General features: G+C 63.4%; 14 protein-coding genes. 6 read left to right on the top strand and 8 right to left on the bottom strand.

Going from position 1 to position 13,832, the window contains the following annotated elements:
* The first annotated feature begins 83 nt into the window (after positions 1-83).
* The 3 genes from AC1Q6Z_RS04050 (at position 84) to pth (ending at position 4,033) form a co-directional block, all read left to right on the top strand.
* Entirely contained in the window at positions 84-2,474 is a 2,391-nt protein-coding gene (locus tag AC1Q6Z_RS04050) for a putative bifunctional diguanylate cyclase/phosphodiesterase (protein ID WP_492647238.1), read from the top strand.
* A 20-nt stretch (positions 2,475-2,494) separates the two neighbouring features.
* A complete protein-coding gene (locus tag AC1Q6Z_RS04045; RefSeq protein WP_435267746.1) occupies positions 2,495-3,244 on the top strand; it encodes a substrate-binding periplasmic protein in 750 nt (249 codons plus the stop codon).
* Positions 3,245-3,316: 72 nt separating this feature from the next.
* A complete protein-coding gene (gene pth / locus AC1Q6Z_RS04040) occupies positions 3,317-4,033 on the top strand; it encodes an aminoacyl-tRNA hydrolase (RefSeq protein ID WP_492646821.1) in 717 nt (238 codons plus the stop codon).
* Between the two features lie 3 nt (positions 4,034-4,036).
* On the opposite strand, the gene AC1Q6Z_RS04035 is transcribed toward pth, so the two are convergent.
* Positions 4,037-4,420 (bottom strand): hypothetical protein, encoded by a 384-nt coding sequence (locus tag AC1Q6Z_RS04035; RefSeq protein ID WP_439616143.1) that lies wholly within the window; start codon positions 4,418-4,420, stop codon positions 4,037-4,039.
* A gap of 39 nt (positions 4,421-4,459) precedes the next feature.
* Positions 4,460-4,771, bottom strand: a complete 312-nt coding sequence (clpS, locus tag AC1Q6Z_RS04030) for an ATP-dependent Clp protease adapter ClpS (protein ID WP_256117514.1) — start codon at positions 4,769-4,771, stop codon at positions 4,460-4,462.
* A 159-nt stretch (positions 4,772-4,930) separates the two neighbouring features.
* On the opposite strand from clpS, the gene ychF reads away from it, so the two are divergent.
* On the top strand, positions 4,931-6,034 hold the full coding sequence (gene ychF / locus AC1Q6Z_RS04025) for a redox-regulated ATPase YchF (protein WP_435267749.1): 1,104 nt from the start codon (positions 4,931-4,933) through the stop codon (positions 6,032-6,034).
* Positions 6,035-6,077: 43 nt separating this feature from the next.
* Here ychF and AC1Q6Z_RS04020 read toward each other — a convergent pair whose 3' ends face one another.
* A complete protein-coding gene (locus tag AC1Q6Z_RS04020) occupies positions 6,078-7,196 on the bottom strand; it encodes a hypothetical protein (protein WP_492646820.1) in 1,119 nt (372 codons plus the stop codon).
* A 131-nt stretch (positions 7,197-7,327) separates the two neighbouring features.
* Here AC1Q6Z_RS04020 and AC1Q6Z_RS04015 point away from each other — a divergent pair, with 131 nt between their 5' ends.
* Complete coding sequence (locus tag AC1Q6Z_RS04015) at positions 7,328-7,807, top strand: MaoC family dehydratase (protein WP_492647237.1); 480 nt, start codon at positions 7,328-7,330, stop codon at positions 7,805-7,807.
* On the top strand, positions 7,794-8,261 hold the full coding sequence (locus AC1Q6Z_RS04010; RefSeq protein WP_492646819.1) for a MaoC family dehydratase: 468 nt from the start codon (positions 7,794-7,796) through the stop codon (positions 8,259-8,261). Before AC1Q6Z_RS04015 ends, AC1Q6Z_RS04010 begins: the two co-directional genes overlap by 14 nt.
* Before the next feature lie 12 nt (positions 8,262-8,273).
* Here AC1Q6Z_RS04010 and AC1Q6Z_RS04005 read toward each other — a convergent pair whose 3' ends face one another.
* From AC1Q6Z_RS04005 to AC1Q6Z_RS03985, 5 genes are all read right to left on the bottom strand, one after another.
* Complete coding sequence (locus AC1Q6Z_RS04005; protein WP_256117518.1) at positions 8,274-8,816, bottom strand: adenine phosphoribosyltransferase; 543 nt, start codon at positions 8,814-8,816, stop codon at positions 8,274-8,276.
* A 110-nt stretch (positions 8,817-8,926) separates the two neighbouring features.
* Positions 8,927-9,805 (bottom strand): cytochrome c1, encoded by an 879-nt coding sequence (locus AC1Q6Z_RS04000; protein ID WP_492646818.1) that lies wholly within the window; start codon positions 9,803-9,805, stop codon positions 8,927-8,929.
* Positions 9,806-9,829: 24 nt separating this feature from the next.
* Positions 9,830-11,098, bottom strand: a complete 1,269-nt coding sequence (locus AC1Q6Z_RS03995; protein ID WP_256117521.1) for a cytochrome b — start codon at positions 11,096-11,098, stop codon at positions 9,830-9,832.
* A 14-nt stretch (positions 11,099-11,112) separates the two neighbouring features.
* Positions 11,113-11,691, bottom strand: a complete 579-nt coding sequence (petA, locus tag AC1Q6Z_RS03990) for a ubiquinol-cytochrome c reductase iron-sulfur subunit (RefSeq protein WP_256117523.1) — start codon at positions 11,689-11,691, stop codon at positions 11,113-11,115.
* Positions 11,692-11,954: 263 nt separating this feature from the next.
* Positions 11,955-13,823: an ABC transporter ATP-binding protein gene (locus AC1Q6Z_RS03985; protein WP_492646817.1), complete on the bottom strand. Its 1,869-nt coding sequence runs from the start codon at positions 13,821-13,823 to the stop codon at positions 11,955-11,957.
* Positions 13,824-13,832 lie beyond the last annotated feature (9 nt).

Here is a 13,832-nt window from a genome sequence, read left to right as displayed (position 1 = left end):
CTAAGCCCCGGAAGAACGACAAAGCCTAAGAGGGGCACTATGGGCTGGCTTCGCATCATGGCAGGGGGGCAACCGGCATGAAAATGCATTCGGTGGAGAGCCGCTTCATTGCCATCGTCATCGGCGCCCTGCTCGTCTTCGTGGCACCGCTTTTCGTGCTCTTCCTCATCCTGTCGTCCGACCGCGTGGCGCGCGAGCGCCTGGAAAACACCGAGGTGCTGCTGAAGGCCAATGTGCAGGCGCTGGGTAAACCGCTGTGGGATTTCGACAAGGACAGCATCGACCAGATCGTCGCCGCGCTCCAGGCGGATGCCGATATCAGCTTCGTGCGCGTGCGCGATACGTCGGATGTGATTGACATCCGCAAGCCCGAACTCAGCCCCGATCCGAACGACGCGCGCTCCATCGTCAAGACCGATATCCTCTACCGCGCCAGCGACGGCATCAAGAAGGTCGGCTCGGCGGAGATCTGGATCCGCAAGGAGGGCCTGTTCTCGCGCTTCACCAAGGACGAGGTGGGCATCTTCGCCATCTTCTTCTTCGCCGTGGCAACGCTCTTCACCGCCGCCATCATCGGCAACCGCATCACCATCATCCGCCCGCTGATGCGCCTGACGGCGGCGATCGAAGCGACCCGGCGGCTCGGCTCGCGCCACCACGTCGACTGGACCTCGAACGACGAGATGGGCGCGCTCGCCCATAATTTCAACGAGATGCAGAGCAAGCTGGAGCGCGAGGAGAACGAGCTGAAGCTGGCGCATACGCGCGCCACCGACATCTACAACCTCACCCCCGCCATGCTCTTCTCCATCGATGTGACGAACCACATCACCGCCGTCAGCGACTACTGGCTGACCGCCACCGGCTATCGCCGCGAGCGTGTGATCGGCCAGGAATTCACCGAATTCGTTGCCGAGGAGTGCCGCGAAACCTACCGCAAGCGCCACGCGACCAGCAAGTCGGAGGCCGGCATCTGCGAGGTGACCGTGCGCTTCCGCTGCGCCGATGGCAGCGTGATCGACGTGCTGATCCTCGAAACCGGTGCGGAAGCGAGCAGCGGCCGCCAGGCACTGTCGCTCTCGGTCATGACCGATGTCACCGACCTCAAGGAGGCGGAAAACCGCAACCACCGCCAGGCGATCACCGATCACCTGACGGGCCTGCTCAACCGCCAGGGCTTCGAGGGCGTGCTCGACGAGCTGATCGGCGAGGTCGACACGCTCGGCCACCAGCTCGCCTGCCTCTTCGTCGACCTCGACCGCTTCAAGTGGATCAACGACAATCTCGGCCATGCCGCCGGCGACGACGTGCTTTGCCAGGTGGCGATGCGCCTGCGCCGGCAGTTGCGCGCCAATGACCGCATCGCGCGGCTCGGCGGCGACGAATTCGCCATCCTGCTTTCCGCGCCGAACGCCCGCCAGCTCGCCCTGGATGTCAGCGAGCGCCTGGTTTCAAGCCTGCGCGCGCCGCTCGTCGTCAACGGCGCGGAACTCAATGTCAGCGCCAGCATCGGCGTCGCGATCTATCCCGACCATGCCGCCACCGCCGCCTGCCTGCTGCAGAAGTCGGACATGGCCATGTATGCCCGCAAGCGCGATGGCAAGAACGGCGTGCAGCTCTTCGACAACAACATGGTCGACATCGCTCGCAAGCGCCTGGAAACCGAGCAATTCATCGACCAGGGCCTGCGCGACGACTGGTTCACCGCCTATCTCCAGCCGATCGTCTGCCTGTCCGATGGGCGCGTGGCCGGCTTCGAGGCGCTGATGCGCCTGAACCACCCCGATCGCGGCCTGCTGCCGCCGGCCGAGATCATCGGCATTGCCGAGGAGAACGGTTCGATCGGCCGCATCGGCGATTGCATCCTGTCGAAATCCATCGCCAGCCTCGCCGTCATCTCCCAGCTGGACGGGCTGTCCGACACCTATCTCGCAGTCAATTTCTCGCCCTTGCAGTTCGAACCGGTCCTGCCGAACCGCCTTGCCGCCCTGCTGCTCGAAAACGGCATCACGCCCTCGCGCATCGTCGTGGAAATCACCGAGGCCGTGCTGATGCTCGACAATCCGGTGGTACGCGACGTGCTCGATGCGCTCTCCGAACTCGGCTGCCGTATCGCGCTCGACGATTTCGGCACCGGCTATTCGTCGCTTTCCTACCTCAACCGCTTCCCCGTCGATATCGTCAAGGTCGACCAGTCCTTCACCCGCTCGCTGTCCTCCGACCAGCCGGACGTGCGCCGCAAGAGCCGCATGCTGGTCGAGGGCATCCGCACCATCTCGCACCAGATGGGCTGCGCGGTCGTGGCCGAGGGCATCGAGACGGAGGAACAGTGGGACATCCTCCAGGCGATGAACATCGAGTTCGGCCAGGGCTACCTGCTGAGCCGGCCGCTGCCGCTTGACGCGCTGCTTCAAAAGCTGGACGAATTCACAATGCCGGCCAGGCCGCCCGAGCGCCTGGCCGCCGCCTCCTGACGAGGAACGAGGACGAGACGATGAAGACGCTGTTTTTGACGCTCAGCCTGTCGCTCGCCCCCCTCTCCGCACCGCTTGCCGAAACCCTGCATTTCGTCACCGAGGAATACGCCCCGTTCAACTATACGAAGGACGGCAAGATCACCGGCATCGCGGTCGACCAGGTCGAGGCGATCGCCAAGGCGGCCGGCATCGACTACAAGCTGGAGATCATGCCCTGGGCGCGCGCCTTCGCCATGGCCGAAAACCAGCCGATGCATTGCGTCTTCACGACGGGCTACAACCGCGAGCGCGCCGAACGCTTCGTCTGGGTCAATCCGCTCCTCAAGGACCAGATGGTTCTCCTGAAGCGCAAGGGCGAAAAATACGATGGTCTGACAATAGTCAAGGCGCGCGAACTGAGGGTCGGCTCCCAGCGCGGCGACTTCGCCGTCGAGGCGCTCGAACTGATCGGCTTCAAGGACATCGATCTCGCAAGCGATATCGACATCACCGTGCGCAAGCTCCTGAGCGGCCGCATCGACCTGATGCCGACCTCCATCAAGACCTACGAGAAAATGGTGAAGGACGGCCAGCCGGTCGAAAAGGCGATGATGTTGGCCGGCCAGGTCTACGGCATCGCCTGCCACAAGGACACGCCGCCGGACCTCATCAAAAGCCTGCAGGCCGAACTCGACAAGCTGATCATGAGCGGCGAGCAGGACCGCATCTTCACCGCCTACGGCCTGCCGCCGAGCACCCGCACCGCGGAGAACGGCGCGAAGAAATAATCTTCAACGGTTGACTTTAGGCCGCTTTCGCGGTGGTGAAAGCGGCAACAGATCGTTTTGACGGATCCTTCCATGCTGATCATCGCCGGGCTCGGCAATCCGGGCGCAAAATATGCGGGCAACCGCCACAATATCGGTTTCATGGCGGTGGATGCGATCCATCGCAAGAACCCGTTCTCGCCCTGGTCTAAAAAGTTCAAGGCGGAAATCTCCGAAGGCGAGATTGCCGGCGAGAGGGTGCTGCTCGTCAAGCCGCAGACCTTCATGAATCTGTCGGGCGAATCCGTCGGCGAGGCGATGCGTTTCTACAAGCTCGAACCGAAGGATATCGTCGCGATCTACGACGAACTGGACCTCGCCCCCGGCAAGGCGCGCATCAAGACCGGCGGCGGGCATGGCGGGCACAACGGCATCAAGTCGATCGACGCCCATTGCGGCCGGGAATATCGCCGCCTGCGCCTCGGAATCGGCCATCCCGGCGTCAAGGAACTCGTCACCAACCATGTGCTCGGCGATTTCTCCAAAGCCGACCACGTCTGGCTCGACCCGCTGCTCGACGAATTGGCCCTCAATGCCGAGATGCTGATGCGCGGCGAAGATTCGCAGCTGATGAACAAGCTGGCGCTCGCCACCGGCAGCAAGCCGGACGGCGAAAAAGCGCCCGCACAGAAACCCGCCGCCCAGTCCCACATCCGCGCAGCCCGCAACCACGCCCAGCCCAAGATCCTCCCGACGACGGGTCCGATGGCGGAAATGCTGAAGAAGCTGCTCGGCAACAAGGGCGAGTGATCGCTACAGCCAGCGCAGCGTCTGGAGGCGATAGAGGAACAGGTCCCACAGCCAGGCAAAGCCGGTCTCGATGCCGTGCGCGATAACGCCGGAAGCACCCTCGGAGCACAGCATCACGGCGATGCCGGTAAAACCGCAGCCGAGGGTGGAGTTGCGGAAATTCCGCCAGGAGTCGAGCCGGTAATAGCCGGCATCGTCATATTCTGTGCCGAGGATATGGTCATCCATATTGTAACCGTCGCTGATCATGAGATCGAGCATCGGCTTGTCCGACAGGCGATCCGGCAGGACGTTGAAGACCGCGCGGCAGACATGCCCCACCGCCCCCAGAATGAGGAAGAGCACGAAGGCAACGGCATAATGCCAGGTGGAGGCTTCTTCGAACATGGCTTCATGTTAGACAGAAACCGCTAATATCGGGTGAAACTATTCTTCCGGTTCCGTCTGGAACATCAGCGGGAAGCCCGCCTCCTTGGCGAGATCGGTCGCCTCCTTCGCCTTGGTCTCGGCGATGTCGCGGGCGCAGACGACGACCACGCAGGTGCCGAGCTTGTGCGCGGTGATCATCACGCGCTGGCTCGCATCCGCGTTCATGCGGAAGACGGCCTTCAGCACCAGCACGACGAATTCGCGCGGCGTATAATCGTCGTTGACGAGGATGACCTTGTAGAGCTTCGGCCGTTCGAGCTTGGGCTTCGTGTCGATCTTCGGGGTGAGGGTAACATCACCATTGCTCATCGAAAGTCTCCTCGCGATTTGCCTTCGAGCGGTGTCAGAAACCTATTGTGCACCGCACGAAGCGCGACTTCAAGGCCTTGCGTGCCGCAAACACTTGACCCTGCCCCGTCCTTCGCCCATAGCGATGGCAACGAATTTCGAGACGAATGGACCACCTCAATGGGTTTCAAATGCGGTATCGTCGGTCTGCCGAATGTCGGCAAGTCGACCCTCTTCAACGCGCTGACCAAGACGGCGGCGGCGCAGGCGGCAAACTATCCCTTCTGCACCATCGAGCCGAACACCGGCGAAGTGGCGGTGCCGGACCCGCGCATGAAGGCGCTCGCGTCCATCGCCGGCTCCAAGGAGATCATCCCGACGCGCATCTCCTTCGTCGACATCGCCGGCCTCGTGCGCGGCGCGTCGAAGGGTGAAGGCCTCGGCAACAAGTTCCTCGCCAACATCCGCGAAGTCGACGCGGTGGTGCATGTGCTGCGCTGCTTCGAGGACGACGACATCACCCATGTCGAGGGCCGCATCAACCCGGTCGGCGATGCCGACACGATCGAGACCGAGCTGATGCTCGCCGACCTCGAAAGCCTGGAGCGCCGCGTCGAGCAGACCCGCAAGCGCGCGGCCAGCAAGGACAAGGATTCGCTCGCGCAGCTGCCGATCATGGAAGCCGTGGTCAAGCTGTTGAACGAGGGCAAGCCGGCCCGTCTTCTCCTGAAGACGCTGGCGCCGGAAGAGATCGAGGTCCTGAAGGGCCTGAACCTGCTGACCTCGCATCCGGTCCTCTACGTCTGCAACGTTTCGGAAGCCGACGCCTCGACCGGCAACGCGCATACCGAAGCCGTCGCCGCCATGGCGAAGGAACAGGGTGCGGAATGCGTCATCATCTCGGCCGCGATCGAATCCGAGGTCGCCCAGCTTCCGGAAGAGGAATCGGTCGAATTCCTCTCGGCGCTCGGCCTTGAAGAAGCGGGCCTCGACCGGCTGATCCGCGCCGGTTACCACCTGCTCGACCTCATCACCTACTTCACCGTCGGCCCCAAGGAAACCCGCGCCTGGACCATCGTGCGCGGCACCAAGGCCCCGCAGGCAGCCGGCGTCATCCACACGGATTTCGAACGCGGCTTCATCCGCGCCTTCACCATCGCCTATGACGACTACATCGCCTACAAGGGCGAAGTGGGCGCCAAGGAGGCCGGCAAAGGCCGCGACGAAGGCAAGGAATATGTCGTCCAGGACGGCGACGTCATCCACTTCCGCTTCAACACCTGAAGCAACAGCCCGACATTCCCGATGCCGTTCAAGCTGCCGCCCTTCACCGAAGGGGCGGCAGTTTTTCTTTGAGCGTTGCGGGCAGCGGCGTCATCGTCCAGCGCCGGAAATGCGGCCAGCCGATGCCGATGGTCAGCACCACCAGCCCGACGATCAGCAGCGTCAGGAAGACATAGCTCTCAGGCGCCGCCTCCACGCCCTGGAGCAGGCTTGCGACCGCCAGGCCGAGCGACACCAGCCCGGAGGTGACGAATGCCCGCCGGTCGAGGACCAGTCCGATTGCCATGAGCACGACGACGACGCCGACGATGATGAGCGCATCCGGCAGGCCCTTGCTGCCGCTGAACAGCCGCTCATTGGCGAAATCGCCGAGGAAGACGAAGGCCAGTGTCGAATAGAGCAGCGCCGGCGCCGTGATCAGGTGCAGCCAGAAGGCGACATCGGAGCGGCGCGTGACGCGGAACCGGTCCGACAGATCATAGACCATCGCCACGGCAAACAGCACCAGTGCGGCCGCCAGGAAGATGGCCGACGAGACGATGGGATGATCGGCGATCACCTCCGCGCTTCCGGTGAGGCGCGAAAGCGCGAGGAAAATCAAGGCGAGAACGACGGCGGCGACCGACAGGAAGCACAGGCTGAGCGACAGCGGAATGCGGTAGCGCCAGTAGAAGGGCGGCAGCAGGACGGCGAACGGCACGAGGACGAGCAGGAAATGCAGCACCGGTTCCGGCTCCGGCTGCCCCATGAAGCTGTCCAGCGCGATGATCGTCGTGACGAACACCCAGTGCACATAGAGCAGCGTCAGCAGCACGGCCGGCAGCGCCAGCCGCTGCCGCTTCACCAGGATTTCCGCCAGAATGATGATGGCCGGCAGTGCGGCGAAGAAGGCGCCCACGCCCCACACACCCGCCATGACGATGGCGACGCCGATGGTGATCAGCACGTCATGGAAACCGCGCACGAAACGCGGTGCCTCGGTATCCTCGATCGGCGCAATGGCGCGCTCCTCCGCCGCGCCGGCAATATCTACTGCCGCCGTGCGCGGCGGCTGCAAAAGCACGCCGCGCGCCTCCATATAGGGCAGCAGGCTGCCGGCCTGATCGGCGGAGATGATGCCCTCGCCGGCTGCGCCCTCCAGCACGGATTTCAAGGTCTGCATGGATCGTCGTCTCCTGGTGTCCGCAACCGGCGCCACCTTACGCACGGGGGGCCTGCTGGCAAGCGATCGGCCCGTCAGGACCTTGCAAAACCCTGCCGCGCTCGCCATTGTTCGCCCGCAACAAGACGGATCTGGATGTGACGAGCTACACTTTTGAAGATTTTATACCGGGCCGCCGCTTCGACTTTGCCGAGCGGACCCTGACGGCGGACGAGATCATCGCTTTCGCGAAGGAATTCGATCCGCAGCCGATGCATCTCGACGAGGAGGCCGGCCGCGCGAGCATTCTCGGTGGGCTCGCCGCCTCCGGCTGGCACACCAGCGCGGTGATGATGCGCATGCTCTACGAGGCCTATATCGATGGCTCGACCTCGGAAGGCTCACCCGGCGTGGACCTCATGGAATGGAAGCGGCCGGTGCTGGCCGGCGACACGCTCGGCGGCCATTGCGTGGTGCTCGACGCCCGCGCCTCGCGCTCGCGCCCGGAGATCGGCATCGTGCGCTTTCGCGCCGAGGTGACGAACCAGCGCGGCGAGATCGTCGCCGTCAGCGAATATATCAACATGATGCGCCTGGCGCCGAGCGAAGGAGCCGCCCATGCGCATGGTTGAACTCTATGCCCTCGGCCAGACGGTCGAGATTGGCAGCCTCACCTTCACCGCGGAAGACATCATCCGCTTCGCGAAGAACTTCGACCCGCAGCCCTTCCACCTCGACGAGGAACTGGCGAAAGAGGCCCTGTTCGGCGGGCTTTGCGCCTCGGGCTGGCATTCCAGCGCCGGCTGGATGAAGTGTTTCGTGCCGTTCTGGCTCGGCGAATGCAAGCGGCTCGCCCGCGAAGGCATCACGCCGCCGAACCTCGGCCCCTCCCCGGGCTTTACGAAGCTAAGTTGGCTGAAGCCGGTCTTCGCCGGCGACACGATCACCTATTCGGTGACGCTACTAGCCTCCCGCGAGCTCACCTCGCGCGCCGGCCGCCTGGTCAACACGATCCTGTGTGCGGGCAAGAACCAGAACGGCGAGCCGGTCATCCGCTTCGAAAGCACGGTGCTGGAATTCGTTTGACCTTTGAGGGGCTCAGTGCCCCTCGAACGCCACCAGCGTGCGCACTTCCACGTTCAGCGCTTCGAGCTTCTTGCGCCCGCCGAGATCCGGCAGGTCGATGACGAAGCAGGCGGCGACGATGTCGGCGCCGATCTGGCGCAGAAGCTTCACCGCCGCCTCGGCCGTGCCGCCGGTGGCAATGAGGTCGTCTACGAGGATCACCTTCTCGCCCGGCTTGATGGCGTCCTTGTGCATTTCCATCTCGTCCACGCCGTATTCCAGACTGTAGGCGATGCGCACGGTCTCGTGCGGCAGCTTGCCTTTCTTGCGGATCGGAACGAAGCCGGTCGACAGCTGGTGCGCCATGGCGCCGCCGAGGATGAAGCCGCGCGCCTCGATGCCCGCCACCTTGGCGATGCCGATGCCCGCATAGGGATGCACCAACTCGTCCACCGCACGGCGGAAGGCCCGCGGATTGCCGAGCAGCGTGGTGATGTCGCGGAACATGATGCCGGGCTTGGGATAATCCGGAATGTTGCGGATCGCGGCGACGAGTTCGTTTTCGAGCGTGGACATGGGGATTCCCGACTGCGGAGGGCTTTCCTCCGGTTATTGCAGGTGAGGCGCTGGCCCTCAACAAAAAAGGCGGCCCGAAGGCCGCCTTTGCTGCCGAGCGGTGTAGCCGCTCAGTGTTCCTTGTTCGCGTAGACCGACTTCTTCGTCAGGTAGATCAGGCCGGTGAAGATCACCAGGAAGACCATGACCATGAAGCCGGTGCGCTTGCGCTCTTCGAGATGCGGCTCTGCGGCCCACATCAGGAAGGCGGCAACGTCGTGCGCGTACTGGTCGACCGTCTGCGGCGAACCGTCGTCATAGGTGACCTGGTCGTCGGAGAGCGGCTTGGCCATGGCGAGTGCGGCGGCGTTGGCGAAGTACGGGTTGAAGTGCGTGCCTTCGGCGACTTCGAGATGCGCCGGCTTCTCTTCGTCGTAGCCGGTCAGCAGCGAGTAGATGTAGTCCGGTCCACCGGACTGGTACTGCGTGAAGATGTCGAAGACGAACTGCGGGAAGCCGCGGGTGATGCCGCGCGCCTTGGCGATCAGCGAGAAGTCCGGCGGGGCCGCGCCATTGTTCGAAGCGGCAGCCGCCTCGTGGTTGGCGTAGGGCGACGGGAAATAATCGGACGGTACGGCCTTGCGGGTGAACATCTCACCGTCGCTGTTCGGGCCGTCCTGCACTTCGTAGTTCGCCGCGAACGCCTTGACCTGCGCCTCCGAGTAACCAAGGCCTTCCAGCGTGCGGAAGGAGACGAGGCTCATCGAATGGCAGGCCGAACAGACTTCTGTGTAGACCTTCAGGCCGCGCTGGAGCTGGCCCTTGTCATACTTGCCGAACGGGCCGGCAAAGGACCATTCCTGCTCCTTCGGCTTATGCATCGGATAGTGCGGCGTGGCGTGTTCCGCCTCTGCACCGGCGGCAGGCGCTGCCTCTTCCGCCGTGGCGAAGGAGACGCCGAGACCGACGACGAGTGCGAGCGACAGAAGGCCTGCAACAAGCTTTTTCATTGACATGGTTCCTAGTCCTCGCTCTCAGGCCTTGGCCAGCTTGGCGTTCTTCTTTTCCAGAACCGCTTCCGTAATCGAATTCGGAATGCGCTTCGGGGTCTCGATCAGGCCGAGGATCGGCATGATGACGAGGAAGAAGCCGAAGTAGTAGAGCGTGCCGAGCTGCGAGAGGATGACGTAGATGCCTTCTGCCGGCATGGCGCCGAGCCAGCCGAGCAAGATGGCGTTGGCCACGAAGATCCAGAAGAACAGCTTGTACCACGGGCGGTAGACGGCGGAGCGAACCTTGGACGTATCGAGCCACGGCAGGAAGAACAGCACGATGATCGCGCCGAACATCACGAGGACGCCGCCGAGCTTCGAGTCGATCGGGCCGACGTTGAAGGTGATGGCGCGCAGCATCGCGTAGAACGGCAGGTAGTACCATTCCGGAACGATGTGGGCGGGGGTCTTCAGCGGGTCAGCCGGAATGTAGTTGTCCGGGTGGCCGAGATAGTTCGGCATGTAGAAGACGAACCAGGCGAAGATGATCAGGAAGACCGAGACGCCGAGAGCGTCCTTCAGCGTCGCATAGGGCGTGAAGGCAACCGTGTCGGTCTTGGACTTCACCTCGACGCCGGTCGGGTTGGTCTGGCCGGTGACGTGCAGCGCCCAGACGTGCAGGACGACGACGCCAGCGATCATGAAGGGCAGCAGGTAGTGCAGCGCGAAGAAGCGGTTCAGCGTCGGATTGTCGACCGCGAAGCCGCCGAGCAGGAACTGCTGGATCCACTCGCCGACCCACGGGAAGGCCGAGAAGAAGCCAGTGATAACCGTCGCACCCCAGAAGGACATCTGGCCCCAGGGCAGAACGTAGCCCATGAAGCCCGTCGCCATCATCAAGAGGTAGATGACCACGCCGAGGATCCAGAGGATTTCGCGCGGCGCCTTGTAGGAGCCGTAGTAGAGGCCGCGGGCAATGTGCAGGTAGACCGCGATGAAGAAGAACGACGCGCCGTTGGCGTGCATGTAGCGCAGCAGCCAGCCGTGGTTCACGTCGCGCATGATCTTCTCGACCGAGTTGAACGCGACGGTGGTTTCGGCCGCATAGTGCATGGCCAAAACGATACCGGTCAGGATCTGCACGATCAGCATCACCGACAGCATGGCGCCGAAGGTGTAGGCATAGTTCAGGTTGCGCGGAACCGGGTAGGAGACGAAGCTGTCATGGATCATGCGCGGCAGAGGCAGGCGCGAGTCGACCCATTTTTCGATGCCAGTCGTCGGCTGGTAGGTGGAATGATCAGCACTCATTATCAGGTGTCCCCTCAACCGATCTTGATAACTGTGTCGGTAACGAACGCGAAGGTCGGCACGGCGAGGTTCTCGGGGGCCGGACCCTTACGAATACGACCAGCGGTATCGTAGTGAGAACCATGACAGGGACAGAACCACCCGCCGAAATCGCCGGCCTGGCCGAGCGGAATACAGCCGAGATGGGTACAGACACCGACCATGATGATCCAGTTTTCCTTGCCCGCGCCCGCCGAACGGTCGAGGTCCGTCGCCTGGGCGTCGGTCGCGATATTGGCGTTGCGTGCGACCGGGTCCTTGAGGTCGCCAAGCTCGACAGCCTTGGCTTCCGCAACTTCCTGGTCCGTCCGGTTACGGATGAACACCGGCTTGCCGCGCCACTTGACGGTCAGGGACATGCCGGGCGTCAGGCTGGAGACGTCGACATCGATGGCGCCGAGCGCCAGCGTCGACGCATCCGGACGCATCTGGTCGATGAACGGCCAGGCAACTGCCACGCCGCCCACGACGCCAGCCATCCCGGTGGTCAGGTAAAGGAAATCGCGGCGAGTGGGCTCGCCCAGGGATTCGCTTGATGTCTCGTGTTCGCTCACGGCTAAACCATCCTCTCACGCAAAGTCTGCGGAAACCCGCCACGCCCCTTGGAAACCGGTCAGATCCGGACACAATACGGCCATAGATTCCCCGTCAATCCGGCGCGTTCTATGCTTGATCGCAAATTATGTCCAGCCTTGGCAAGGGGAGGTGGGCACATTGTCGCGGGAAAAACGGGGCATCTTGACAAGCCACCCCCATCACCTTGAACATCCAGCGCTTCCCGTCTGAAAAAGAAGTCGCGAAACGACGCTTTGCGGCCCTATTGCGCCGCTTCCTCATGGCCGAGGAACCCGCCGGACTGGCGCGACCAGAGATCCGCATAGAGCCCGCCGTGCGAGACGAGCCCGGCATGCGTGCCCTCCTCCACGATGGAACCGCGGTCCATGACGATCAGGCGATCGAGGGCGGCGATGGTGGAGAGCCGATGGGCGATGGCGAGCACCGTCTTGCCGCGCATCAGGCGTTCGAGATTGGACTGGATCGCCGCCTCGACTTCACTATCGAGCGCCGAGGTCGCCTCGTCGAGCACGAGGATCGGTGCATCCTTCAGCATGACGCGGGCGATCGCGATGCGCTGGCGCTGGCCGCCCGAAAGCTTGACCCCGCGTTCGCCGACATGGGCGTCGTAGCCGGTGCGGCCGCGCTGGTCTTCGAGCGACAGGATGAAATCGTGCGCCTCGGCCTTCTTCGCCGCCTCGATCACCTCGGCCTCGGTGGCATCCGGATTGCCGAACAGGATATTGTCGCGGATCGAGCGGTGCAAAAGCGCGGTATCCTGGCTGACCATGCCGATATTGGCGCGCAGGCTCTCCTGCGTCACGCGCGCAATGTCCTCGCCGCCGACGAGGATGCGGCCGCCTTCCAGATCGTAGAAGCGCAACAGCAGGTTGACCAGCGTCGACTTGCCGGCGCCCGAGCGGCCGACGATGCCGACCTTTTCGCCCGGCCGGATCGACAGCGTCAGGTCGTCGATGACGCCGGACTGGCGGCCGTAATGGAAGCGGACGTTCTCGAAGCGGATTTCCGGTCGCGTGACCTTCATCTCCGTCGCATCCGGCGTGTCGACGAGGCCGATCGGCTGAGAGATCAGATCGGCGGAATTCTGGATGGTGCCGATATTGCGCATGATGCTGTTCAACTGCGTCATCAGCCGGTTGAGCAAAAAGTTCAGCCGCAGCACCAGCGCCATGGTGAAGGCGACGGCGCCGGAGCTGGCGATGCCACCGAGCCAGAGATGGATGGACAGCACCGCCATGGCGACGATCATCAGGCCGGAGACGAGCGCCATCGAGGCCCGCACGCCGGTGAGGAACCGCGTGAAGTTCAGCGTGGTCGTCTGGAAGATGTCGAAACCGTTGCGCATGTAGCGGTCGTTCGCGTCGTCGCGCCCGAACAGTTTTAGCGTCTGGATATTGGAATAGGCATCGACCATGCGGCCGCTGAGCATGGAGGCGGCTTCGGCGGTCTGGCGCGAATGTTCGCGGATGCGCGGCACGAAATAGCGCGCGAGCACCGAGAAGACCAGGAGCCACACGGCCAGCACGGCGGCCAGCCGCCAGTCGAGCCCGCCGAGCAGCACCAGCGTCGAGGCCGTGTAGATCGTCACGAACCAGATGCTTTCCATGAACGACGTGATGACGTCGCCGGTCGCCTGCCCCGCCGACCAGACCTTGGTGACGATTCGGCCGGAGAAATCGTTCTGGAAGAAGGAGAGCGACTGGCGCGCGACATGCACATAGGACTGCCAGCGCACCAGATTGTAGAAGCCCGGCGTGATGACCTGCTGGTCGACCAGCGCCGTCAGGAAGGTGATGACGAATCGCACGAGGCCGATGAGGCCGAGCATCAGGAGCAGTTCCGGCCCGTGCGCCGCAATCAGCCCGCTCCACCCGTCACCGGGCTTGACCGTTGCCAGAATATCGACCAGCCGCCCGACGAACCAGAACGTCGCCGCCTCGATGCCTGCCGTAATGCCGCCCAGCACCAGCATTGCAGCAAACGGCGCCTTGGCCTGGCTGACATAGAACCAGATGAAGGCGAGCAGCCCCTGCGGCGGCCGAAGGTCATCCCGCCGCGCAAAGGGCTGAATCCAGTTCTCGAACCAGGAGAAGAGCGTGCGGAAGATCATGCCTCCGAT

Source organism: Shinella sp. GW835-FHT14H05 (genome assembly GCF_058793575.1).
The sequence above is the reverse complement of the archived record's forward strand: the minus strand, read 5'-3'. Positions and strand labels throughout refer to the sequence as shown.